Origin of the sequence: Candidatus Hydrogenedens sp., from assembly GCA_035361075.1 — a bacterium.
Taxonomy (GTDB): domain Bacteria; phylum Hydrogenedentota; class Hydrogenedentia; order Hydrogenedentales; family Hydrogenedentaceae; genus Hydrogenedens.
Window position 1 is genome coordinate 55,609 of record DAOSBX010000013.1, and the last position, 24,793, is coordinate 80,401.

Genomic DNA, 24,793 nt, shown 5'->3' on the forward strand with positions numbered 1-24,793 from the left:
AGAGGGATTGTTGTTTTTACTAAATTTTAATATAAATAAAACTGTTTAATGGAGTAAAACAATGAGTAGACCAATGCATACGTTAGATGGTAACGAGGCGGTAGCAACCATAGCCTATCAGGTTAACGATGTTGCCGCTATTTATCCTATTACCCCGTCTTCTCCTATGGGCGAGTTTATGGACCAATGGGCAGCAGAAGGTAGAAAAAATATGTGGGGCAACATCCCACAAGTGGTAGAAATGCAAAGTGAAGCAGGAGCCGCAGGTGCTGTCCACGGTGCCTTACAAGCAGGTGCCCTTACAACCACATTTACCGCATCACAAGGTTTAATGTTGATGCTACCAAATATGTATAAAATCGCTGGGGAGCTAACACCAACAGTCTTTCATGTCTCTGCCCGTTCACTTGCTATTCATGCCCTCTCCATTTTCGGCGACCATTCCGATGTTATGGCAGCACGTACTACAGGTTTCGCCCTTTTAGCTTCCGCTTCTGTGCAGGAGGCTATGGATTTCGCATTAATAGCCCAGTCCGCAACACTAAAATCGAGAGTTCCATTTCTCCACTTTTTTGATGGTTTCCGCACATCCCATGAAGTGGTGAAAATTGAGATGCTCACAGACAAAGATATAAAGGCTATGATAGATGAAGAATATGTCCGAGCACATCGTGAGAGAGCATTAAATCCCGACAAGCCAGTAATCCGTGGAACTGCACAAAATCCAGATGTATATTTCCAGGGTAGAGAAACCTGCAACCCATATTATTTAGCTTGCCCTGCAATTGTTCAGGAATATATGGATCGTTTCGCAAAAATTACAGGCAGGCAATATCATCTTTTTGATTATATTGGGGCACCCGATGCAGAACGAATAGTAATCTTGATGGGCTCCGGTTGTGAAGCAGTAACAGAAACGATTGATTATCTCGTAAACCATGGCGAAAAAGTCGGTGCTATCAAAGTCCGTCTCTACCGTCCATTCGATGCAGAAGCACTTATCAAAGCAATACCTGCTTCTGTAAAGAAAATAGCGGTATTAGACCGTTGCAAAGAATCCGGTGCCCCGGGCGAACCTCTCTATTTAGATGTTGTCAATGCAGTTAGCGAGGCATATATGAATGGTGAAATTAAAGCCATTCCCAAAATCGTCGGCGGTAGATATGGGCTATCCTCTAAAGAATTTACCCCAGCAATGATTAAGGGGGTCTTAGATGAATTATCTAAAGACCAGCCCAAAAATCATTTCACAGTTGGGATTAAGGATGATGTTACAAACACCAGCATTGATTATGACCCCAATTTTTCAACAGAAGACCCCAATGTAGTTCGGGCTGTATTTTATGGCTTGGGCTCTGACGGTACCGTAGGTGCGAATAAGAATTCTATCAAAATTATTGGTGAAGATACTCCAAATTATGCTCAGGGCTACTTCGTTTACGACTCAAAAAAATCAGGGTCGATGACGGTGTCCCATTTGCGATTCGGACCAAAAGAAATTCATTCCAATTACCTTATAACACGTGCCAATTTTGTGGCATGTCATCAATTCAGTTTCATTGAAAAATACGACGTATTGAAAGTAGCAGAAAATAATGCTATATTCTTATTAAATAGCCCTTATGGACCCGATACTGTATGGGACCACTTACCAAAAATCACCCAAAAACGAATTATTGAAAAGAAAATTAAGTTTTACGTTATCGATGCTGTGAAAGTTGCCCGCGAAGCTGGCATGGGTGGAAGAATAAATACCATCATGCAAACATGCTTCTTTGCTATCAGCGGAATCTTACCGCGAGAAGAAGCAATTAAAGCTATCAAAGAATCCATCAAGAAAACGTATGGAAAACGTGGAGAAGCCATTGTCCAGAAGAATTGGCAAGCTGTAGACATGACATTAGACCATCTTCATGAAGTGCAGGTCCCTGATAACGTGACCAGCACATTTGATTTGGCTCCACCAGTTCCAGATGAAGCCCCCGAATTTGTTAAAGACGTGTTAGCAAAAATTATATCAGGAGAAGGAGATGAACTCCCTGTTAGCAAATTACCAGCAGATGGGACATTCCCCACTGGCACAACTAAATGGGAAAAACGGAATATCGGTCTCGAAATCCCTGTTTGGGACCCCGACGTTTGTATCCAATGTGGAAAATGTGTGATGGTTTGTCCACACGCAGTTATTCGGGCAAAAATATATGACCCGAAATATTTGGAAAAAGCACCGCCAACCTTCAAGTCTACCGAGCCAAAGTGGAAGGAATATAAACATCTTCGCTATACATTACAAGTATCTCCAGAAGATTGCACAGGTTGCGGTTTATGTTACGAAGTATGTATTGCAAAAAGCAAGAAAGAAGTGAAAAATCGCGGTGTCACAATGCAACCACAAGCACCTCTCCGCGAAGCAGAACGGGAAAACTGGGAGTTCTTTGAAAGTATTCCTTATTTTGATAGGTCGCACGTAAATTTGAATCTGGTTAAAGATATCCAATTACTTCAACCCCTATTCGAATTTTCAGGTGCCTGTGCTGGTTGTGGTGAAACACCGTATGTAAAATTAATTTCTCAGTTATTTGGCGACCGTATGTTAGTTGCCAATGCTACAGGTTGCTCCTCAATTTACGGTGGTAATCTGCCTACAACACCATGGACGACCAATGCGGAAGGAAAAGGTCCTGCATGGTGCAACTCATTATTTGAAGATAATGCCGAATTTGGAATGGGAATGCGAGTGGCTATCGATACACAACTGAGTTATGCCCAATATCTCCTAAAACAATTAGAAACACAAATAGGGACAGAGTTCGTTTCCGCCTTATTAACAGCAAACCAGACCACAGAAGAAGGTATTAAAGCACAAAGAGAACGTGTAACTCTGCTCAAACAAAAACTAAGTGGCTTAGACAATCCATTAGCAAAAGAACTATTGTGTGTCGCAGATGTCTTTGTTAAGAGAAGTGTATGGGTCCTTGGTGGTGATGGTTGGGCGTATGACATCGGTTATGGTGGTCTTGACCATGTTATTGCTTCCAATCGTGATATAAACATATTGGTGATGGATACAGAAGTATATTCCAACACAGGTGGACAGTGTTCCAAAGCAACACCTCGTGCCGCAGTAGCAAAATTTGCTGCCGGCGGAAAGCCCGCACCCAAAAAGGACCTTGCTCTGATGGCTATGTCCTACGGAACTTGCTATGTCGCAAAAGTTGCAATGGGTGCTAATGATGCACAGGCTATAAAAGCCTTCCGTGAAGCAGAAGCCTATCCTGGCCCTTCTTTAATTATTGCCTATTGCCATTGCATTGCTCACGGGTATAACCTTATGATGGGCTTAGAACAACAAAAGAAAGCAGTTGCCACAGGACACTGGCAATTAGTGCGATTTAATCCACTTCTGTTAAACGAAGGGAAAAATCCTCTTCAATTAGACTCAAAAGGTCCTACCATGCCATTACAAGATTATGTTTATAATGAGACCCGCTACAAAATGCTGTCATTGAGTAATCCAGAAATGGCAAAGATGCTATTAGATGAAGCTCAAAAAGATGTACGTATCCGTTGGAAATTATATGAATACCTCGCTTCAATGAGTTGTGAAGAGTTACAAGAAGGTATGAAAAATATCCAAGAATCCGCAGTAGAAAACCAGACTAAATAAAGGAAAAATAAGGAGTAAAAACCATGGCAGATTTAACAACGAATTATCTCGGAATTAAATTGAAAAACCCTCTCGTTGTGTCACCGTCTCCTTTGTGTGACAACATTGATAACATAAAACGGATGGAAGACAGAGGTGCCTCCGCAATCGTTTTACATTCATTGTTTGAAGAACAAATTACCTTATTAAGCCATGAATTGGATAGTAACCTTTCCTACGGCACTGAGAGTTTTGCCGAAGCCATTACCTATTTCCCCGATGTCGGCGATTTTAGGATGGGTCCCGATGCCTATTTAGAACATATACAAAAGGCAAAACAAGCTGTTTCCATTCCAATCATGGGTAGCTTAAACGGAGTATCTAAAGGTGGTTGGGTCGAATACGCCAAAAAAATTCAAGATGCAGGTGCCGATGCCCTTGAACTTAATATTTACTTTATTCCAACGGACCCCAACATGACAAGTGATTACGTCTCCAATATGTATGTAGACTTGGTTAAAGAAATTAGAAAAGAAGTTACCATCCCATTAGCAGTAAAAATAGGTCCTTATTTCAGTTCTTTGCCCAATGTTGCCAAAAGGCTTGCGGAAGCTGGTGCAAACGCTCTGGTCTTCTTTAATCGCTTTTATCAGCCCGATTTCGATCTGGACAATCTGGAAGTAGTACCACATATTAACTTAAGCACTTCCAACACTTTATTACTTCGTTTGCGTTGGGTTGCTATCCTGTACGGTAGAATTCCTATTGACTTCGCTATTACTGGCGGTGTTCATACTGCAGAAGACGTCATAAAGTCCATGATGGCGGGTGCCAAAGTAGCCATGATGACTTCCGCTCTTCTTAAATATGGCATCCCTCATTTGACAACGGTGCTGAAAAAATTGGAGCAGTGGTTAAACGAACACGAGTATGACTCCATCGAGATAATGCAGGGGAGCATGAGTCAAAAGTCCGTCACCGAACCTACTGCATTTGAACGAGCAAATTATATGCACGCACTTACTCGATATACCGCTGGTAGTTAATTAAGTATAATCTGTTTTAATAGCATTCTTTTAATCGTTAATAATTTGTCATAAAATGGCTTCTTTAAACCCTGACCAAATAAAGGCTGTTCATGCTGGAGAACCAGCAGTGTTGGTTCTGTCAGGGGCGGGAACTGGAAAAACAAGAGTTATTGTTGAACGTATTGTTTGGCTTATTAATGAAAAGGGAGTACCTCCAGAGCGGATTCTTGCAGTTACATTTACAAACAAATCCGCTGGCGAAATGAAAAGAAGAGTACTTGCCCGCATTGCTCATACTGAGAGACAACCTTGGGTAGGAACATTCCATTCATTTGGCTTACAATTCCTACGAAAATATGCCTCATATGCAAATCTTAAAAATAATTTTATCCTTATAGACGATGATGACCAGATTTCACTCTTGAAAAAAATACTAAAATCAGACCCTATCCTGTTAGAACAATTTACCCCTCGTGATGCTCAGGTTTGGATTAGTAGGTACAAACAAAATATTGCGGAACCGAAAGACAGTTCAATCACCCCACCCAATTCCCATTTCCTTAAACTTTGGGATATATATCACGATACCTTACAGACACAAAACACGGTGGATTTTGATGATTTAATTTCCTTACCTGTAAAAATATTAGAAGAACAGAGTTCTATTCGTGAGAGAATACAACATTACTTTTCAGACATATTAGTTGATGAATTTCAAGATACAAATCATGCCCAATTCCGTCTTGTGCAGGCATTAAAAGGGACTGATAATTCCATTTTCGTAGTAGGTGATGAAGACCAATGTATTTACTCATGGCGTGGAAGTGATTTGAATAATATACTAAACTTCGCAGAAACTTTTTCTGGAACTGCCATATATCGTTTAGAGCAAAACTACCGTAGCACAAAAAACATCCTCTTATTAGCCAATAAATTAGTTGAACATAACGAAAACCGTTTAGGCAAAATACTATGGACAAAAAATAATGAGGGCGAAAAAGTCCAATTTTACTGGGCTAAGACAGATGAAGATGAGGCAGAATGGATTGCCAATGATATACAAAAAAATCAATACCCACTGGATGAAGTAGCTATCCTATTCCGAACCAATCATCAATCCCGTCCTTTTGAAGAGGTTTTTCGAAGGAGAGGCATTCCTCATATTGTTATTGGTGGCATCCGCTTCTACGCACGGAGAGAAATAAAAGACATAGTTGCATACCTCCGATTAATAACCAATGAAGAAGACGATGACGCCCTACGTAGAATTATCAATATTCCTCCACGCAATTTAGGTCAGATAAGCCTACAACAAATTGAAGACTACGCAACACAAAGGAAAAAACCACTATTTCAGATGCTTCGTTTTATAGAACACGACGAGACATTCTCTACACGAACTCGCAAATCTGTTAAAGAATTTGTAGACCTTATCGATGAAGTCAAACTATTTTCAAAAGATAAATCCGTAGGAGAAACTGTTAAATATATAATTGAGAAGTTAGACTATCTGGAATATATAAATAACATTGCAGAAAAAGAAGGGAAAGACCGTGAAAAAAACATACAGGAATTTATCGCCATCTGCGAACAAAATTCTACCAAAGAAAAATCGCTCCTTGAATTTCTGCAAGAATTTGCCCTGTTGTCTGATTTAGATACACAACAACCCCAAAGTAATGCGGTTCTCCTCTTAACCTGTCATAGTGCCAAGGGACTTGAATTTGATTATGTATATGTTACAGGTTTAGAGGAAGGATTATTCCCGTATCTTGATGAAGATGACCCGTATGCAGATATAGAAGAAGAACGACGCCTCTGTTATGTGGCTATGACCCGTGCCCGAAAACGACTCGTTCTTTCAGGGTCCGAATCAAGATTATATTACGGTAGAGTTATTCCCGATAGAGTGATGTCTCGCTTCCTGTTTGAAATGGACCTCCAAAATGTAGAAGTATATGGTATAAAGAAAGATACAGAGCCCTACAAAACAACAAATCATTTGCCCGAAGATAAAATGGTAACTACGAAAGAAGAGAAGAAAAAGGAATATCGATTAGGCACAAGAGTGCGTCACGCTAAATTTGGATACGGCGTCGTTTTAAATACAGAAGGGAGTGGCGATAAAATGAGAGTACGAGTTCGTTTTGACTCCGGGAAAACAGCTGTTCTCGTTGTTAGTATGGCACCTATGGAAATTATTGAGAGGAGAAAAAATTGAATATCGATGAATTAAGAAAAAAAATTGATGAAATCGACCAAAAAATTATCGCTCTTCTTAATGAGAGAGCAACGTTTGCTCAAGAGATTGGTCGAATCAAAAACACTTCACAAGCACCTATCTATGTGCCTGAACGTGAAAAAGCAGTTATAGAAAAGTTAATACAATGTAATCATGGTCCCTTAGACGAACGGGCTATTCGTTCCATCTACCGCGAAATTATGAGTGCTATCCGTTCACTCGAAAAACCAACCAGTGTCGCTTTCTTAGGACCCCGCGATACCTTTAGCCACATGGCAGCACTACGTGTGTTTGGCACCTCTGCCGAATATCACCCCCTACCCTCATTTGCCGATGTCTTCACAGAAGTAGAGCGACGACGCATTGACTATGGTGTTGTGCCTATCGAAAGTTCAACAGGTGGGTCGGTAAGCGATACCCTTGACCTTTTTATCCAATCCGAACTTAAAATCATTAATGAAGTACTACTCCGTATCTCACAAAATCTTCTTGCCAATTGCCCATTAGACCAGATACGTCGTGTGTATTCCAAAGATAATGCCTTACTCCAATGTAGGAACTGGCTTAGGGCTAACCTGCCAGGGGTGGAACTTATCGAAGTTTCAAGTACCGCGGAAGCAGCAAGACGAGCCGCTCAAGAACCAAATACCGCAGCTATTGCCAGTAAATTAGCATCACAAACCTACAATCTTGAAATCGTCGCAGAACGGATTGAAGATATACCCCACAACTACACACGATTTGTTGTTCTCGGACACCAGATTGTCGAACCCACTGGCGACGATAAAACATCATTGCTTTTATCTGTGAAAGACAAACCTGGTGCTCTTTACAATTTGTTAGTACCATTTGCAGAAGTAGGCATTAACTTAACCCGTATCGAATCACGACCTTCCAGAGAAAAACCATGGGAATATGTGTTCTTTATCGATTTTCTCGGACACATCAAAGATGAAAAAGTCCAACATGTAATTGAAGATGTCAGCGACAGAGCAAGAAACCTAAAAATTTTAGGTTCCTTCCCTCGTGCCACCCTCGAACTTGAAACATAAAGCCACTTCAATAACCCATATTTTTATTTCATAATAAACAGAAGGGTTTAAATTACTTTCCATTCAGATAAGGAAGCGGGTCGTTACGTCCTATAGCCTCAAATGCTTTTAATCGCTCAATACAGGTAGGACAAGTTCCACATGCGTTCTCTTCCCCACGATAACAACTCCATGTATGCGAGTAATCAACCCCTAAAGAGAATCCTATCTGAAGTATCTCCTTTTTGGAAAAGGAAATAAAAGGTGCATTAACTCTTATCTTATGTTTCCTATTCAAAGAAAGTACCGCATTTATATTGGTTACAAAAGGTTCTGTGCAGTCCCAATAACCATACTCATCATGTGCTTGTGCAGAATAATATACATCCTGAATATGAAGAGTTTCTGCCCAAGCCGAAGCAATAGATAAAAATATCATGTTGCGATTGGGAACATACGTACTCGGTTGAACTTTATCTTCCTCTCGTATCTCATCCAATCGAGGAACATCACCTCCACCAGTAATAAGTGTTGAGCTTCCTTGTAAAAGCACAGACAAGAAACTCAAATCAACAACAAAATGTCCCTTCATCTCTAACACATTCATCTGCCATTCTGCACATCGAATTTCTTTTAAATGTTTCTGTCCATACAAAAAACTTATTGCATATACCTGTCGATACTTCTCTCTCTTTACTAAATAGTGAAGAAGAGTAACAGAGTCAAGACCTCCACTCAACAATAATATACACGAATCTTTCAACATCATAACACCATTCCTTCATTGAATATCATAAACACAATGTCCCTATGTAAAAATAATATATATATTTATATTATAAAACGAAAGACCCAAAAGAATATGAATAAAACACAAGGAACGTATCTTATTACGTAGGTAATAATTGTGCACAGCCCACATTCCACCTCTATTCTAAAGTCTGAATATTCTTATCTGATTTAGTAAATAAAACTAAAATACAACCGACAAGCAAAATCGCCGTGCCTATCCATTGGATTGAGTTCAACCCTTCATTCTTCCATAAAAGCAGAGCAAAAAAATGTGTTATCAACGGATTTAACGTAAGCAAGGTATTACAAAAAGCAGAACCTAAGTGCCATTGGGCGTAATGAAATGACGAATGGGCTATAGCAATTGGAAGTAACCCTGAAAATAATGCTATTCCGTACGTGGTGTAAGAAGCGTGAAACGCTTTCCCCATATCTCCAAAAAAGTAGCCCAGGGTCAGCAACCCTATCGTAGTGTAAATTGATATAACCCCAAACATTGGGATTGGATGCAACGTCCGTTCTACTGTATATTTTCCATATACACAATAGACACCCCATAACAATGCAGATAGAAACAGAGCACCAACAGCATAATAAAGATAAGGAAATTCTTCCTTGCCTGACGGTTGATAGATAAGTAATATTGACCCCAAAATGCCAAACAACGAACCAATAATAAATTGAGGATGTTTAATAAGGGACCGTTCTTCCGAAAATACAACAAACGAAAACAAAGCAACAATCGGAATTTGTATCTTAACTAAAATTTGCCCAAGACTTGCAGTAGAATAATAGATACCGATTGTCCATGCTGACTGCATAATCACATTAGTTGCTGACAGAACGATAGTCGGTATAGGATTAGCAAACGCTTTGAGCAATGCATCTCGGTAAAACGCAAAACAATAAGGAACAAGAAACAGAACCGCCCCAAAATAACGAATCCCCGCCTGAGTAAATGGGTCATAAGCGTCCTGTAAATAGCGAATAAAAATAGGAGAAAAAGACCAACCCAATATCGCTAAGGAAAGGGCTATACCTGCCTTATGTTTCGCTAACATAAAATACCTGTAATTAAATATTAAATTTTAGAAATACCCCATCTTTAAGTTCATTACGATAGTTGTCGGATATTTCTTATAAAGAAGCTACATTATTTGCAATGGCATCACCAATCTTCGTTGTAGACCAACCAGAATCGTTTATTTCCTTTGCAGATAAACCAGGTAATACTTTCGACTCAAAAAATTTAACAACTGCTTGCTCAAGAATCTCCGCACCTTTACTCTCACCAATGTGGTCTAACAACATTTGACCTGCCAAAATACAAGCGATCGGATTGATGATATTCATCCCCGTATATTTCGGAGCACTTCCACCTATTGGCTCAAACATAGATACACCCTCAGGATTGATATTTCCACCAGCCGCAACACCCATACCACCCTGTATCATAGCTCCTAAATCAGTGATAATATCTCCAAACATATTATCTGTAACAATAACATCAAACCATTCTGGATTTTTAACCATCCACATTGTTGTCGCATCCACATGCGCATAATCCCTCTTAATGTCAGGATATTCTTTCTCACCCATTTCATGAAAGGCACGTTCCCATAAGTCAAACACAAACGTTAATACATTGGTTTTCCCAACCAACGTCAATTTCTTATCTTTATTCCGTTTACGGGTTAACTCATACGCATATCTTAAACAACGGTCTACTTCAAAACGAGTATAAACCATCTCTTGGATTGCTACCTCATTAGGTGTCCCCTTCTTTTGAATACCACCGCAACCTGTATAAAGCCCACCTGAATTCTCACGAACTACCACAAAATCAATCTCTTTCGGGCCCTTATCCTTGATAGGTGTATATACATTAGGATATAACTTTACAGGGCGAAGGTTAATATATTGATCCAACTCAAAACGCAACCGAAGTAAAATGCCTTTTTCTAAGATGCCCGGCTTGACATCCGGATGGCCAATAGCACCTAAATAAATTGCATCATATTTCTTTAACTCATCTACCGCTGAATCAGGAAGTACTTCACCCGTCTTCAAATATCTATCACCACCAAAATCATATTCGACCGTATCTATTGTAAACCCTAACTTTTGAGCCACTGCATTCAAAACTTTTACACCTTCTCTTAATACTTCTGGACCAGTACCATCACCCGGTAACAATGCAATCCGATACTTTGCCATATACAAATCTCCTGTTAATAAAATTTTGGAAATTAACGAAACACTATAAAGTCAAGAAACACGCTTTTTATAAGAGATGTATTTTAACATAAATACTTATGTTAATTCACTTTCTTGTCCAGAAAATAAACAATTTCCAATTAGTTAGACAGTATTTGCTCAGAAAGACAAAATAAAAATCATTTCTTATTAAAATTGTAATATATGTGGCTAAACAAATAGTTCCCTCTCAAATCAAATATTTAATGTGTCTATACTTACTTGCTTGTATGGATTTTTAGTATGTAAAAATGATATGCTTTTTAGATATTTAGAGGTTGGTTTGAAAACAAATTAAATAGAATCATAAGGAGTAAAACTATGGCAAAATTAGCAATTTTTGGTGGTAAACCCGTCCGTTCGAAAAATCAGAAGTTAGCAACATGGCCTATCAGTGATAAAAAAGATGCAGAACTGCTCAAGAAAATAACATTGTCAAATCGCTGGTCTTTCGATGGTGAGTATGAATGGAAATTTGCTGAAGCATTCACCAAATATCAAGGAGCAAACTATGGACTTTGCTGTGCCAATGGAACTGTGGGCATTCAATTGGCTCTCGAAGCTTTAGATATCGGTGCGTATGATGAAGTGATCGTTCCAGGAATGACATGGCAAGCAACAGCCGCCGCATGTTTAGATGTAAATGCAATTCCTGTGTTAACAGATATCGAACCCGATTCATGGAATTTGGACTTAGATGCCGTTGAAGCAAATATCACACCAAAAACAAAAGCGATTATTGTTGTTCATCTTTACGGTTCAACAACAGATTTAGACCGTTTACAAAAAATATGTAAAAAACATAATGTGTTCCTGATAGAAGATTGTGCCCATCAACATGGAACATTCTGGAAGGGAAAAGGTGTCGGCTCAATCGGCGATGTAAGCTCCTGGAGTTTTCAGGAATCAAAAGTATTATCCTGTGGTGAAGGTGGTTTTAATATGTGCAAAACCAAAGACCTGTTCTATAAGATATACAGTTTAAGAAATTGTGGTAGACCCTATCCTGCATCCCCTGCCGTTTTTGGACTAAAAAAACCCGTAGGTATGGATAAAACCTTACAATCAGGCAATTTCCGTCTGACAGAATGGCAAGCAGCAATACTATTAGGTGGACTCTCCCGTCTGGACAAACAAGTAAAATTCCGCGATGCAAATGCCATCTACTTAAATTCGCTTTTGGCAAAAATTCCAGGGATAAAACCGATGATACGAAGACCACAAATCACTCAGCAAAGTTATTTCAATTTTGCGTTTCGGATAGACCCAGATGAATTAAAAGTTACAAATGCTCAGTTCTGCACCGCATTAAATGCCGAGTTAAGCGTTGGCGATGCGTTTGAACCACCATATGAACCATTAAATGCATGCGGGCTATATAAACCTCTTACGAAAAAACGGTATCGCCTCAATGATGAGTACTGGAAGGCAATAGACCCGAAACGGTTTAATTTACCCGTTTGTACCGAAGCCCATACCCGTAGTGGAATTGTCGTGCATCATGTTATGCTTATGAATCCACGCTCTGTAATGGATCAGGTAGCGGAGGCGGTTAAGAAGGTCGTTGATAATATCTCCGAAGTACGCAAAATTAAAGCTGGCGGTGGAAGAAAATATAGACCATTGGCAGTATAAGCAGTTGGAAATATTAAGAGATAAATTTACGTTACATACTTAATGTTTGATATAAGGGAGCTCTTTTATATGGAGAATGTTGTTATTTTAGGTGCGGGTCCTGCTGGATGTACCGCAGCACTCTATACAGCCCGTGCAGATTTAACCCCGCTTGTACTGGAAGGTGAACCAAGTGGAGATATTCTCCCTGGTGGTCAATTAATGACTACGACCGAGGTTGAAAATTTCCCTGGCTATCCTGAGGGTGTATCAGGCCAACAACTAATGGCGGACCTGAAAAGACAAGCGGAACGATTCGGTGCAAGATTCGAATACAAGACAGCAACCGCTGTTGATCTGAGTAAACATCCCTTTGTAGTGTTTGTTGGCAATGAAATAATTGAAACAAAATCAATTATTATTGCCACAGGTGCAAGTGCTAAATATTTAGGATTACCTGCTGAACAAAAATATTTAAATCGTGGTGTGTCTGCATGTGCTACCTGTGATGGAGCACTACCAAGATTCCGCAATAAACCAGTAGTCGTTGTAGGAGGTGGAGATAGTGCCATGGAAGAAGCCTTGTTTCTATCGCGATTTGCAGAACGCGTTCATATAATCCATCGCAGAGATAAATTCCGTGCAAGTAAAATCATGGCAGACCGTGTCCTTGCTCATCCAAAAATCGTTGTAGAATGGAACTCTGTTGTTGAAGATATTTTAGGAAATGACAAGGATGGCGTTACGAGTGTCCTCATAAAAGATGTTAAAACTGGCGAAGTGCGAGAAATTCAATGTTCTGGTTATTTCTGTGCTATCGGACACAAACCCAACACAGACCTATTCAAAGGTAGTTTAGAATTAGATGAACAAGGATATATCATCACGAAACCCAACAGAACAGCCACTAACGTCGAAGGTGTTTTCGCTTGTGGTGATGTTCAGGACTCTTATTATCGACAGGCAATTACAGCCGCAGGTAGCGGTTGTATGGCAGGTATCGAGGCAACTCGTTGGCTTGAATCCCAAGAATAACTATTGCCCGCTCGTACTAAAAAGACCCATCACCCGAAAGATAGACTCAATAATGTTTATGATTTGCAAGATAACATCTAAAGCCAATAATAGTTCCATACGTAACGCTCCTTCTTTATAATTTTCTCTTATTATTATACCTTAAAAAAGTAAAAATATTACAAATATTTTTATATATTTATCAATATTTTGCAGGGACCTAAAACTTTAGGTCCCTGCAATTTTTGATATTACACAACTTTATTTAACAAAAGTTGTTAGATCTATTTACGTTCCTGCCTTTTTATAGCACTCAAAGAGATTAGAGCAACACATATCAATGCAAGGTCTAATAACCCTTTCCCTTTATTCTGGCTTGTTGTTGTTTCTTCTGCGGATTTACTTCCAGCACAACCTTTAATAACATTTGGAATTCTAATCAGAGCATCTCTACATGAATCACAATTTAACCAATCAAGTATGAATGCAGAAACAATAAAAATAGCACCAAATCCAGGTATATCTCTTAACAATACCTGTTGAATATTTCCTGTCGGAGTAGCGGATTGATTCGGTGTACGAGGTGTATTGGTGATGTTAGTAGTGGTTTCTCCTTCACCAGGAACCGCCGTACTTCCCCCTGTCCCTGCTCCACCACTACCTCCACCAGTGCCACTTCCACCTCCACCACTTCCACCTCCTCCACCTCCACCACTACCACCACCTCCACCACCACTTGAAGCACCGCTGAAATTAAATGTTGTTGTATTTGAGGTGAATTGACTTCCTGATGATAATATGTAAGAAAGAATTGTTTGAATTGAACATGAAGAGGTAGCGGTAGAAGGAACACCTGCATTTATATCGAAGGTAAATGGTATCGATGGAATGGTTGTCCATACAAATTCAAGTGGAGTTACCCCGTCTGATATTGTTCCAACCGTAGGAGATACTTGGGGTCCATTTGTACAACCTAAATATTGCCATCCCGCAGGTATATAACAAGTCAAAGTTAAACTTGTAATATCTCCCCCTGAAGTACCATTGCATGTAATTCTAACTGTTACATTACTCCCAGGAACATAATAATCTCCAGAAACAGTCCCAATAATTTGCTGATTAATCACAATATTTGTCTCGACTGCACCTTCTGGAGTTCCTTCTGGAATACCTTCATTAATTCCTTCAGGTTGCCCTTCAGGACAGGGTCCTGTAGATACTAAGATACTTACAGAACTATTCTGTATCGCTTGTGTTCCCGCTTGTGGATTCTGGTCTATTATAATTCCAGCACTTACATTATTGTTACACTGATATGTTATTGTTCCCACATTCAGGTCTGCCCCTGCAAGTGTATTCCCTGCTGTAGTAATATCTGACCCAATAACATTTGGTACAGTAGTAAGACAAGGTCCTGTTGATACAACAATATTTACTGCACTTCCTGGCAATACTTGCTCTCCTGGTTCAGGATACTGGTCTATTACTCTACCTACTGCTACTGAATTACTACACTGTTCGGTTGCAGTCCCTACTATTAACCCTGACGAAATGATTGTATTCTCCGCAGAACTTCTCTCCATACCTACAACATTAGGTACAGTATACTGCCATCCAAAGTAAGGGTAGGTCTCATTTTCTACAATGTCCCATACATTAATAAAATCCCATCCTGTAAAAGTCATTTGTTTTTTCATATCAATTGTCGTTTTACCTATCCCCTCATCTGAATTACTCTGACCCGAAGCGTTTATATCCCAATAACTATTATTTACTGCTCCATATTCGTTATACCCAACAAAACCTCCAACACGATTCATACCCGAAACAAGTCCAGCCGAATAACATTCTGTTATTGAACCATCATTCAATCCAACAAAACCACCAATGTTATAAGACGCTCCAGAAATTGCTCCTAATGCGTAGCATTGCACCACAGTTCCTACGTTCCAGCCTATCAATCCACCAGCATTATCCGCACCAGAAAGTGAACACGTAGAAAAAGATCGCGAAATGTTTCCATTACCACTACTATAACTAATATTTACCCCGACCAGACCGCCAAGGTAATTTACTCCTGATACGGCCCCAGAAGAAGAACACTTTGTTATATTCCCTCCACTATTCCAACCAACTAAACTACCAACAAAATAATTTCCCGATACATTGGCATTGTCTAACTTTAAGTCAGATACCCAACCACCAGGACCTACATATCCAAACAAACCAATATTATCTTGATTTGAATCATTAATATATAAATTTTTTATAACATGCCCTTTCCCATTAAATCCACCAGTGAATGGTTTTAACGCTGTCCCTATGGGGGCAAAACCTTTGCCACCATTCCAATTGACTGTATCACTTGCGTCAATGTCTTGAGTTAATTCATACGCACCATCTATTGGATATGACACATCATTACCTATTTTTTGCAAATTATCAATACTGTTGATAGGAATAACTGCATATCCTTGCAAACTTATACAAATCAAAGAAATCCCAAACCAAACAGCACAAATACACTTACTGCTTAAAAATACCGTTTCTCTTCCCTTCGAAAAGTAATTCATAGCATCTTTCCTATATTGATTTTTTATTTATAATAAGAAAATTAAAGTTAACTGTTTTAAATAAACTAACTTTATATTATCTATTAAGGGGGGTGAAAATATAACTTACAATAAGTAATCAAAATATATTTGACTGCCTTCCTACCATATTATTATGGCAACTATTTTTTTATTATACAAATACGTTCCTTTATGTGAGAAAGAAATAAGATAAATAATCTCACCTTTTTCCATCGATTTATCTACATTACTTTATATCATATCGTGTCAGGAATTTCAAATTACAGTCTTGAAAGAGATGTTACCATAATCATAATAGAAATTTTTTATAAAGATATGTTATAACAATCGTCATTCAAAAAATAGAATTTAGTTCTAAAAAGCAGTTGTTAGTAAAAAAATCGAATAAATAGGGATATTGACCAATAATTTTTTACAAATATGAAATCAGGATGTTTTTAAGATATGGGAATAAAGGTTGTTCATTTTAAGTGCCATCATTGTGGTCATTGTTGCCGAGATGTTATTTGTTGTCCGACACCATTCGATGTAATTCAGATAGTTAAGGCAACAAATTTAAGTCCAAAAGAGTTTTTAGAATTTGTAACGCCTGAAGATATTCAGGGTATTGCCAAGTCTGACCCGACATGGCTTAAAGTTAATGGTAAAAAGTATATGATGGCTCTGAAACGAACTCAGAAAGGATGTTTTTTCCGCGACACTAAAAATGGTTTTTGCAAGGTATATCACCACCGCCCTTTATTATGCAGGTTATTTCCATTTAAATTGAGACAAAAAAGGTCTGGCGAGGTTCATTCATTCTCATTACACAAAGATGTTGGCTGTCCAAAACATCGTGATGGTCTGGTAAATGTTGAAGAACTAACAAAAATATGGGAAGAAGACCAAGAACACCAACAGGATTACCAGGAGTTAGTCGCATATTTTAATAGTCAACATAAATCTGCAAACACACCATTTGACTTTATTGATTTATTCGTGGTGATAATAAAAAGTAAACGAATAAGTACAAAATAAAGAAAAGAAAACGAAAAATTAACAGAAGGAATTTAACAATGAAGACCATCCTCATACTCACATTAGCCATTGCCTTTTTATTATCCACCAATGTCGGTGGTGCAGAACCATTAAAGGTTCTTTATCTCACCAAATCTTCAGGTTTCGAACATAGTGTAGTGAAACGAGAAAACAATCAACTTTCCTTTTCCGAAAAAATTTTAGTAGAGTTGGGAAATAAAAATGGTTGGCAGGTCGAGTGCACTAAAGATGCCTCAAAAATCAATGCTGAGAATTTAAATAATTACGATGTCGTAATTTTTTATACCTCTGGCGATTTAACAGAAGCAGGTACTGATGGACAACCCCCTATGAAGTCCGAAGGGGAACAAGAACTAATTAAATGGATACAGAATGGAGGTGGTTTTATTGGTATACATCCAGCAAACGACAGTTTCCATTCTAAGGGGGATAAAATAAGTGATTATGTAAAAATGTTAGGAGGTGAATTCGCAACACATGGCAAACAATTCAAAGGAAAACTCGAAATTGTAAGTAAAGGACATCCCGCCTTAGGAAACTTCCCCGATGGCTGGGAAACAGAAGAAGAATGGTATTTGATGAAAAATATGAACAAAGAAATCATGCATGTGTTGATATTACTAAATCCAGGTGAAGAACGGAAGAAACAGGAAATGTATAATGTCCCGAGTTATCCGATTGTTTGGTGTCATGAATTTGGAAAGGGACGAGTAGTATATAATGGATTGGGTCATCGCGAAGATGTTTGGGAAAGTTCCCAATATCAAGAACTCCTAAAGTCAAATATCATTTGGGCAAGTGGACAAGGTCCTGCTCAGGCAGAACCCAACTACCAAAAGGTGATGCCAGAAAAATAAAGACTAAGCCAATCCTTGCTCTTTATATTGTTTTCAAAAAAATTCTGCCTGCTTTAACTAATAAAATTTGAGAGCAGGATTATTGTTGTTGCCTCGTATAAAGCAGCGATAGCAAGCAAACATGCAGAGGCAAGAGTCGCAGAGATTAGAATACGGAAACCCTTTGTAAATTTCATCAAACAATTTTTCCGTGTAAATAAAACGTTCCAGACATAATATGTCCAGAGTAAAACGGCAAAAACAGCCAATATATATGCCTCTAATTCCAAAACAATAGTTATAGAATGAAATGTCAGTCGCACAGCCGTTCCTGCCCAAATAGGAGCCATTGCATAACCTGCAAATGCAAAGCTAACCAAATTCTTCAATACCCCTAATAGAAATGGAGGGATAGAAATAAGTATTGTTAATAAAAATGTTTGAACCCAGAAATTGTTGTGAAATGTATTAATTGCCGCTTGGAGAATATCGCCCCGTTCATATGCCTCCCCGATATATTGTAAGTTTCCCTCAGAGAACACCTGATTAATGTAATAAATAATAAGCCGATGTGTTTCAGGCTCATAAAGAGCGGTAAAAAGATTGATGAAGAAAACTGCATAAAAAAAAGTATTTACAAACCGAAAGAATCTCCTGTGCTCTTTTATCTCATGAAAAAGCGGACCCAATAATAACGTAGGTGGATTTGCTAACCGTATGTAAAACAAGGCAAGAATCTCCCTGAATGACCAACAAATGATTAATAAACTTAATGCTGTAGCAATTGCAAAGAGAGTAGAGGTGCGAATTTGAAGTCCAGAAATGCCTTGTCGTATATCAATCTTCTTAACCTTCTCCGCATCGAGGGAATGTAGTATAGAGATTAATGTTTCATTATCAGGAAAGAAAAAACCTATACTTATCGTAGTGGGTATCTTTAAGATGTTTTCAATCGGTATCACATAAGCACCTACAAAAGGTGCACAATCTTTAGACAATACCCCGACTACCGTATATGTCTCCTCACCAACATTAAATGGCTCCGTTGGTGCCAAATCTCCTGCTAATGCTTCACGTTTTCCTGGTTCTGGTAACCTGCCAGAGGCTAACATGGGAAGAAATGTATTTGCTGGCTTTAGCCAGATAAACGCAGGGTAAGGAATACTTGGTATATTTTTTTCATCACCAAGTTCAATCTTTTTTAACATTTGAACAATCGTATCCTCCCCTCTATCCTCTGCATTACAAACATTTGGAATTACAATTACCTGCTCCACGTCTTTATTATCAGCAATCTTGTCAGAAACTTCATTAATAATGTCCTCCTCCCAAAGAATAGCACCCCGAGACCATGGCTTTTTCCGCAGTTGTTTATCTTCCCAGTGACCTATCAAGAAAAGTAAAAGAATCCCCAACAATAACCACCGAAATAGATTTTCACCCTTTAATCGCACATTACCATTGGGAAAAGGTGTGGGCGGAACATCCGAAGATATTCTATTTTCCTCTATGTTTATTGGTTCTGCCTTGATTTCGGTTGTAGGAGGTATTGAATGTTCGGGGAAGTCCCCAGAACCATCTCGGATATGCTCTTCATCTGAATTAAAATGTTCACTCATAACTCGCCTTATAATATAATTCTTACAAACCCGCTTGTTTTATATTAGGAAATAGGGTAAGCATACTTTTTTCAAAGAGGTCTTTCATAAAAGCCTCACACGATGGACCAAACCAGCTCATCAACCCTGTCTCGTAATTCAAAGGTTCTTGCCAGTAATAACGGTCTGGAGAGAGGTATCCACAATAAGCCCCAGAAAAACTCGTAGTCCAGAGGTCTATGTCCATTGTGCCCGCAGTCATTTTCCATACTCGACTAATTTCACCACTAAAATCAAACGGCAAGCCGACTAAAAGAACATCCCCAACCCTACACGCCTGGAACCAACCATAAGGAGGTACTCCCATAATCTTACCAGCCAGAGGAGATAATCGCCATTTTATACTTACAGGTCGTACTTGGAACGGAGGCATATACACAAGAAAAGCAAAAGAAGCAACTTCAACATGGTCTTCAAATGTTAAAGATTGAGAATTATCCAACACAAGTTGTCCCAATTGATTCCCCATAGCTAAAACCCTCGACTCTGCATCCGGAGCATCCGGAGCCCTCGGCCCACTTGAACCTAAAGCACCTCCTAAATAAATGGCTGTCGTTTTCGGTTGATGCTCTATAAAACGTTGAAGAGCACCAGGATATTCAGCACTAAATTGCATCATGTCATCATCATAATTCGTTGGATGTGCTGAAAAACGAACCACGTAACAGCGATTTCCACTATTCTGTTCTACTACCATAAAATTCAGATCTGAATCAACGGGTTCTTTTCGTGTGCGGTTACGAATAAAATCACCAGCATCCACGTTACCTGTCGCAATTTTTGCAGGTTCCATCTTGTTATAAGCTTCAATAATCGCTTCCGCAATATATTTAGCAAGGTGCTCCACAACTGCAGGGTTATATTTACCACCCGTAATTTTCCCTGCAACACCAGGTGCCCATGCTCCAGGTCCACAATGCGTATGACTCGCAGTAAAGTATAACTGTTCCGATGTAAGTGGCGTTTTTTGACCAACCTGCTGACGCACTTTCTCCGCAATATTCGGAGGAACCAACAATAAATCTGTACCAACAATAACAACAGTATCCTCACCATCACTTAAAGCAATGGCTTTAGCATACAATTCATCATGCACACCTGTGGAAGGTTTTCCATTCCGTGCAGAATATCCACCAAGCGGTGTGCCAATAGGTGGTGTTATTATCTGGCTTGACCAACCAGCCTTCAAAAGACCAGGAGAATCCGAAATATGCGTTTTTCTCGCAGATGCTTGCAATTCGTCTATACTTTTCTGGTAATAACGTGCCGACTTAAAGTCCGTAGTCCGATACACTGGCCACGGTCCTATCACCAATAAGAAAGTGCCTACCAAAAGCAAAATAACAACAATAATAACCAACAAAATTTTCTTTAATCGTGCCATGAAGAATACCTCCAGTATATTCTTAAATTTAAATTATACGAACCAAAATTGCTAACTCAAAATTCCTTCCATATACATATATTCAAAAACTAAAACCATATTTTAACATATAATAGACCATTTATGCGTCGTTAAGTTTCCTTCTATATCATAAATAAACATATCTCAAAAATTTTTTTTACAAAAAAATTTTTATTTGGTATAATATATATGTTATTTATAATGCACGTATACTATAAAGTAAAAAATATTCTTGGTGTTATGTTCTTTCAAAAAACACTAAAAAGAAATGCTGTGTGTAAAAGTTAATCGAAAAAAGGAAAATTAAAACACAAAAAAAGCAGAAAAAAGAAATTTTGACTGGTTAAGTATGATGTGTATACCTCTAACGTTAGAGTTGAAAACCATCTTCTCAATCAATCAGAAAGAGCCGTTATTTTCTATCTATGTTAATCATTAAAATTATTAAATTTTAGGAGAAAATACAATGATAGAACGCAAACAAAATCTAAAAAAAATAATCTGTCTACCTATATTAACAATCCTTCCACCTCCATGGTTGCTTTTTTTGTTCCTCTTTCTTTCTTTAAACAGTTATGCTGTTATTCAAATTAGCACCATTGATGAACTACAAAAAATAGGCAACGACCCGTCTTATCCCATGAATGGCAGTTATGTATTAACAAACGATATTGATGCCAGTGTGACAAAAGATTGGAACGATGGTGCAGGATTTATACCCTTAGGTAGCAATACAAATCCATTTATGGGACAATTCAATGGAAATGGGCATGTGATAAGTAATTTATATATTAATGGAAGGGTTTCTAATCTTTTAGATTCAGGTTATGTAGGACTATTCAGGAGAGTGGAGTCAGGTGCTGTAGTGGAAAAATTAGGATTAGAAAATTGTTTTATGATTTCCGCTCAATACATAGCAGGTATAGCAGTCAATAATAACGGAACTATCTCTCAATGCTTCGTCACAGGTTATATTGCAGGCAATTTATATATGGGGGGAGTTGTAGGTACAAACTACGGCACTATTTCACAATGTTATTCGACTGCTTACATAATAGGAGAATCTTACATAGGAGGGATTGTAGGGTATAATATTGGACTCGTGGTACAGTGTTACTCTAACTCTAATGTAACGGGGATTTCAAATATAGGTGGGCTCGTTGGGATAAATTCAAATACTATATCTCAATGTTATTCTATAGGTGCTGTTTTAGGGACTCTATACACGGGGGGATTAGTGGGCTACAATTTTAATACTGTCATTCAGAGTTATTGGAATATAGAGACATCAGGGCAAACTGGTTCTTCAGGTGGAGAGGGTAAAACTACTGCAGAAATGAAACAAAAGGCAACCTATACCGGTTGGGATTTCGATTATTATTGGGAAATTGTGGAAAATGTCACTTACCCATATATCCAAGACTTGGGACCTATTCCATCCATAAATGCACCCGTAGAAAGAGAGATATGGTCACTAAAAGATTTGGATAGAATAGGAAAAGACTGGGATTATCCATGGAATGGAAAATACTATTTAATGACAAATATTGATGCTAAAGAGACAAATCAATGGAATAATGGAGAGGGATTTTCTCCGATATATCCATTTTGTGGTGAGTTTTATGGAAATGGATACGCTATAACAAATCTATACATAAATAGACAAAATAAATCATACATTGGACTGTTTGAAAAGGTAATTTTGGGGAAAGTATATGATTTACAGATGTTAGATGTATGGTTTGTGGGTAATAATTATGTAGGGGGATTTGCAGGGTATAACTCTGGCACGATAGAAAAAAGCCATAGTACCGGATTTATTATGGGATATGAATATGTTGGAGGAATTGTGGGCTTTAATATAAGTCTTATTAATGTTACTTCTTTTGAGGGTTCTTTAATAGGTAATAACTCTTGTGGAGGAATTGTGGGCTATAACTATGGTTCAATATTTCTCTCTTATTCAGTTGGTAGAATCACGGGGAACTATACCATTGGTGGCTTAGTGGGAAATAACTACGATGGGACGATTAATCAGTGCTACTCGACGGGAGAAGTTTCAGGAGCCAGTTATGTAGGTGGTTTGGCAGGTTATAATTTGGGGACTATTGAAAAGTGTTATTCAATGAGTAAAACCTCAGGCAGTGATGGTATTGGAGGGCTTGTAGGAAGAAACTTTGATACCATTTCGGAATGTTATTCTGCTGGAGCCGTGTCAGGAACCTCTAACACTGGCGGTCTTATAGGAGCTATTTTTGGTGGAGCTGTTTCTAATAGTTATTGGGATATGGAGACATCTGGGCAGACCAGTTCAGCAGGGGGAGAAGGCAAAACCACAACAGAAATGAAAACACAGGCAAATTATGCTGGCTGGGACTTTATTAGTATTTGGGGCATTATTGAGGACATTACCTATCCTTACCTATTAGGATTAGGAATGACACAATCTTATACAGAACCTGTGGAAATAGAAATCTGGACATTAGATGATTTGTTAAAAATCGGGACAACACCAGATTATCCATACGACGGACATTATGTTCTTATGGCTGACATAGACGCATCAGAAACTATAGGCTGGGATGACGGTAAAGGATTCAAACCAATAAGTCTATTTGCTGGAGTATTTGAAGGAGATGCCCATACTATATCTAATTTGTATATCAACCAATATAATCAGAGTTACTTAGCATTATTTAGCAAATTAGTTGGAGGGAAAATCAAAAACTTAAATCTACAAAATGTCTGGGTATGTGGTGATACTAATATCTCCGGACTTGTTACCCAAAATTATGGGGTCATATCGAATTGTCATGTAACAGGTATTATTTCAGGGAATACACTAACTGGAGGGATATCTGCTTGTAACTTCAATCACATAGAAAAGAGTTGGTTTAAAGGTTATGTTAATGGTAGATCTAATGTAGGAGCAATAACCGGAACAAATGAATATGGAGCCAATATTGACACATGCTACTCTGTTACACTTGTATCAGGAGTTGAAAATATAGGTGGTCTTACAGGAGCAAACAGTGGAACGATTATTCAATGTTATTCGACAGAAGAAGTTTCGGGAAACAAAAGTGTAGGTGGATTAGTCGGTTATAATTCTGGGACAATTGAACAATGTTATTCTAAGGGGAGGGTTATTGGAGGAGTAGATACAGGTGGACTGGTCGGAGTAAATTATTCCTCAGTTACAGATAGTTATTGGGATACCAATACATCTGGACAATACAACTCCGCAGGCGGAGAAGGTAGAACGACCACACAAATGAAAACGCAGTCTAATTATGTTGGATGGAATTTCCCTGGCATTTGGCGTATCATAGAAGGAGTTAGTTATCCTTATCTTACGGAATTAGGACCTACTCAACAACCACTGCCTATTCCTATATCCATAGATATATGGAGTATCGAGGACTTAAACAAAATAGGACGGGATTGGAATTATCCCTGGAATGCTACTTATAACTTAAGAGCAGATATAGACGCAAGCGACACTATCAATTGGGATGGGGGTAAAGGTTTTAATCCTATAGATACCTTTACGGGGGTGTTTAATGGAAACGGATACTCAATCCAGGATTTATATATAAACCGCCCCGATGAAGATATTGTATCCCTATTCAGGACACT

General features: G+C 38.5%; 15 protein-coding genes. 9 read left to right on the forward strand and 6 right to left on the reverse strand.

From position 1 onward, the window contains the following. Window positions 1–61 precede the first annotated feature (61 nt). The 4 genes from nifJ to pheA are packed head-to-tail and all read left to right on the forward strand — an operon-like array spanning window position 62 to window position 7,968. Entirely contained in the window at window positions 62–3,667 is a 3,606-nt protein-coding gene (gene nifJ, locus PLJ10_05840) for a pyruvate:ferredoxin (flavodoxin) oxidoreductase (protein HOK09167.1), read from the forward strand. Between the two features lie 23 nt (window positions 3,668–3,690). Then, entirely contained in the window at window positions 3,691–4,692 is a 1,002-nt protein-coding gene (locus PLJ10_05845) for a dihydroorotate dehydrogenase-like protein (protein HOK09168.1), read from the forward strand. Between the two features lie 55 nt (window positions 4,693–4,747). Then, window positions 4,748–6,895, forward strand: a complete 2,148-nt coding sequence (locus tag PLJ10_05850; GenBank protein ID HOK09169.1) for a 3'-5' exonuclease — start codon at window positions 4,748–4,750, stop codon at window positions 6,893–6,895. Beyond that, the gene (pheA, locus tag PLJ10_05855; protein HOK09170.1) at window positions 6,892–7,968 is read left to right on the forward strand and encodes a prephenate dehydratase; all 1,077 of its coding nucleotides are present in this window, start codon (window positions 6,892–6,894) and stop codon (window positions 7,966–7,968) included. The genes PLJ10_05850 and pheA overlap by 4 nt, the downstream gene beginning before the upstream one ends. Before the next feature lie 52 nt (window positions 7,969–8,020). Here the strand turns inward: pheA and queC are convergent, their stop codons facing one another. From queC to PLJ10_05870, 3 genes are all read right to left on the reverse strand, one after another. Further along, window positions 8,021–8,716: a 7-cyano-7-deazaguanine synthase QueC gene (gene queC, locus PLJ10_05860; GenBank protein HOK09171.1), complete on the reverse strand. Its 696-nt coding sequence runs from the start codon at window positions 8,714–8,716 to the stop codon at window positions 8,021–8,023. A 160-nt stretch (window positions 8,717–8,876) separates the two neighbouring features. Beyond that, a complete protein-coding gene (locus PLJ10_05865; GenBank protein ID HOK09172.1) occupies window positions 8,877–9,800 on the reverse strand; it encodes a DMT family transporter in 924 nt (307 codons plus the stop codon). Window positions 9,801–9,876: 76 nt separating this feature from the next. Then, on the reverse strand, window positions 9,877–10,956 hold the full coding sequence (locus PLJ10_05870; GenBank protein ID HOK09173.1) for a 3-isopropylmalate dehydrogenase: 1,080 nt from the start codon (window positions 10,954–10,956) through the stop codon (window positions 9,877–9,879). A gap of 360 nt (window positions 10,957–11,316) precedes the next feature. Between PLJ10_05870 and PLJ10_05875 the strand changes: the two genes are divergently transcribed. Together PLJ10_05875 and trxB are read left to right on the forward strand one after the other, a co-directional pair. Beyond that, window positions 11,317–12,630 (forward strand): DegT/DnrJ/EryC1/StrS family aminotransferase, encoded by a 1,314-nt coding sequence (locus PLJ10_05875; protein HOK09174.1) that lies wholly within the window; start codon window positions 11,317–11,319, stop codon window positions 12,628–12,630. A gap of 69 nt (window positions 12,631–12,699) precedes the next feature. Next, window positions 12,700–13,644: a thioredoxin-disulfide reductase gene (gene trxB, locus PLJ10_05880; GenBank protein ID HOK09175.1), complete on the forward strand. Its 945-nt coding sequence runs from the start codon at window positions 12,700–12,702 to the stop codon at window positions 13,642–13,644. Between the two features lie 263 nt (window positions 13,645–13,907). Here the strand turns inward: trxB and PLJ10_05885 are convergent, their stop codons facing one another. Further along, window positions 13,908–16,196 (reverse strand): PASTA domain-containing protein, encoded by a 2,289-nt coding sequence (locus tag PLJ10_05885; protein HOK09176.1) that lies wholly within the window; start codon window positions 16,194–16,196, stop codon window positions 13,908–13,910. A gap of 465 nt (window positions 16,197–16,661) precedes the next feature. Between PLJ10_05885 and PLJ10_05890 the strand changes: the two genes are divergently transcribed. Next, window positions 16,662–17,234 carry a YkgJ family cysteine cluster protein gene (locus tag PLJ10_05890; GenBank protein HOK09177.1) on the forward strand — a complete coding sequence of 191 codons (573 nt, stop codon included), beginning with the start codon at window positions 16,662–16,664 and terminating at the stop codon, window positions 17,232–17,234. A 38-nt stretch (window positions 17,235–17,272) separates the two neighbouring features. Then, a complete protein-coding gene (locus PLJ10_05895) occupies window positions 17,273–18,112 on the forward strand; it encodes a ThuA domain-containing protein (GenBank protein ID HOK09178.1) in 840 nt (279 codons plus the stop codon). Window positions 18,113–18,165: 53 nt separating this feature from the next. On the opposite strand, the gene PLJ10_05900 is transcribed toward PLJ10_05895, so the two are convergent. Further along, window positions 18,166–19,710 carry a hypothetical protein gene (locus tag PLJ10_05900; GenBank protein ID HOK09179.1) on the reverse strand — a complete coding sequence of 515 codons (1,545 nt, stop codon included), beginning with the start codon at window positions 19,708–19,710 and terminating at the stop codon, window positions 18,166–18,168. Window positions 19,711–19,732: 22 nt separating this feature from the next. After that, the gene (locus PLJ10_05905) at window positions 19,733–21,133 is read right to left on the reverse strand and encodes a neutral/alkaline non-lysosomal ceramidase N-terminal domain-containing protein (protein ID HOK09180.1); all 1,401 of its coding nucleotides are present in this window, start codon (window positions 21,131–21,133) and stop codon (window positions 19,733–19,735) included. A gap of 487 nt (window positions 21,134–21,620) precedes the next feature. Here PLJ10_05905 and PLJ10_05910 point away from each other — a divergent pair. Next, window positions 21,621–24,793, forward strand: a 3,173-nt coding sequence (locus PLJ10_05910; GenBank protein ID HOK09181.1) for a GLUG motif-containing protein, incomplete at its 3' end; no start/stop codon positions are given.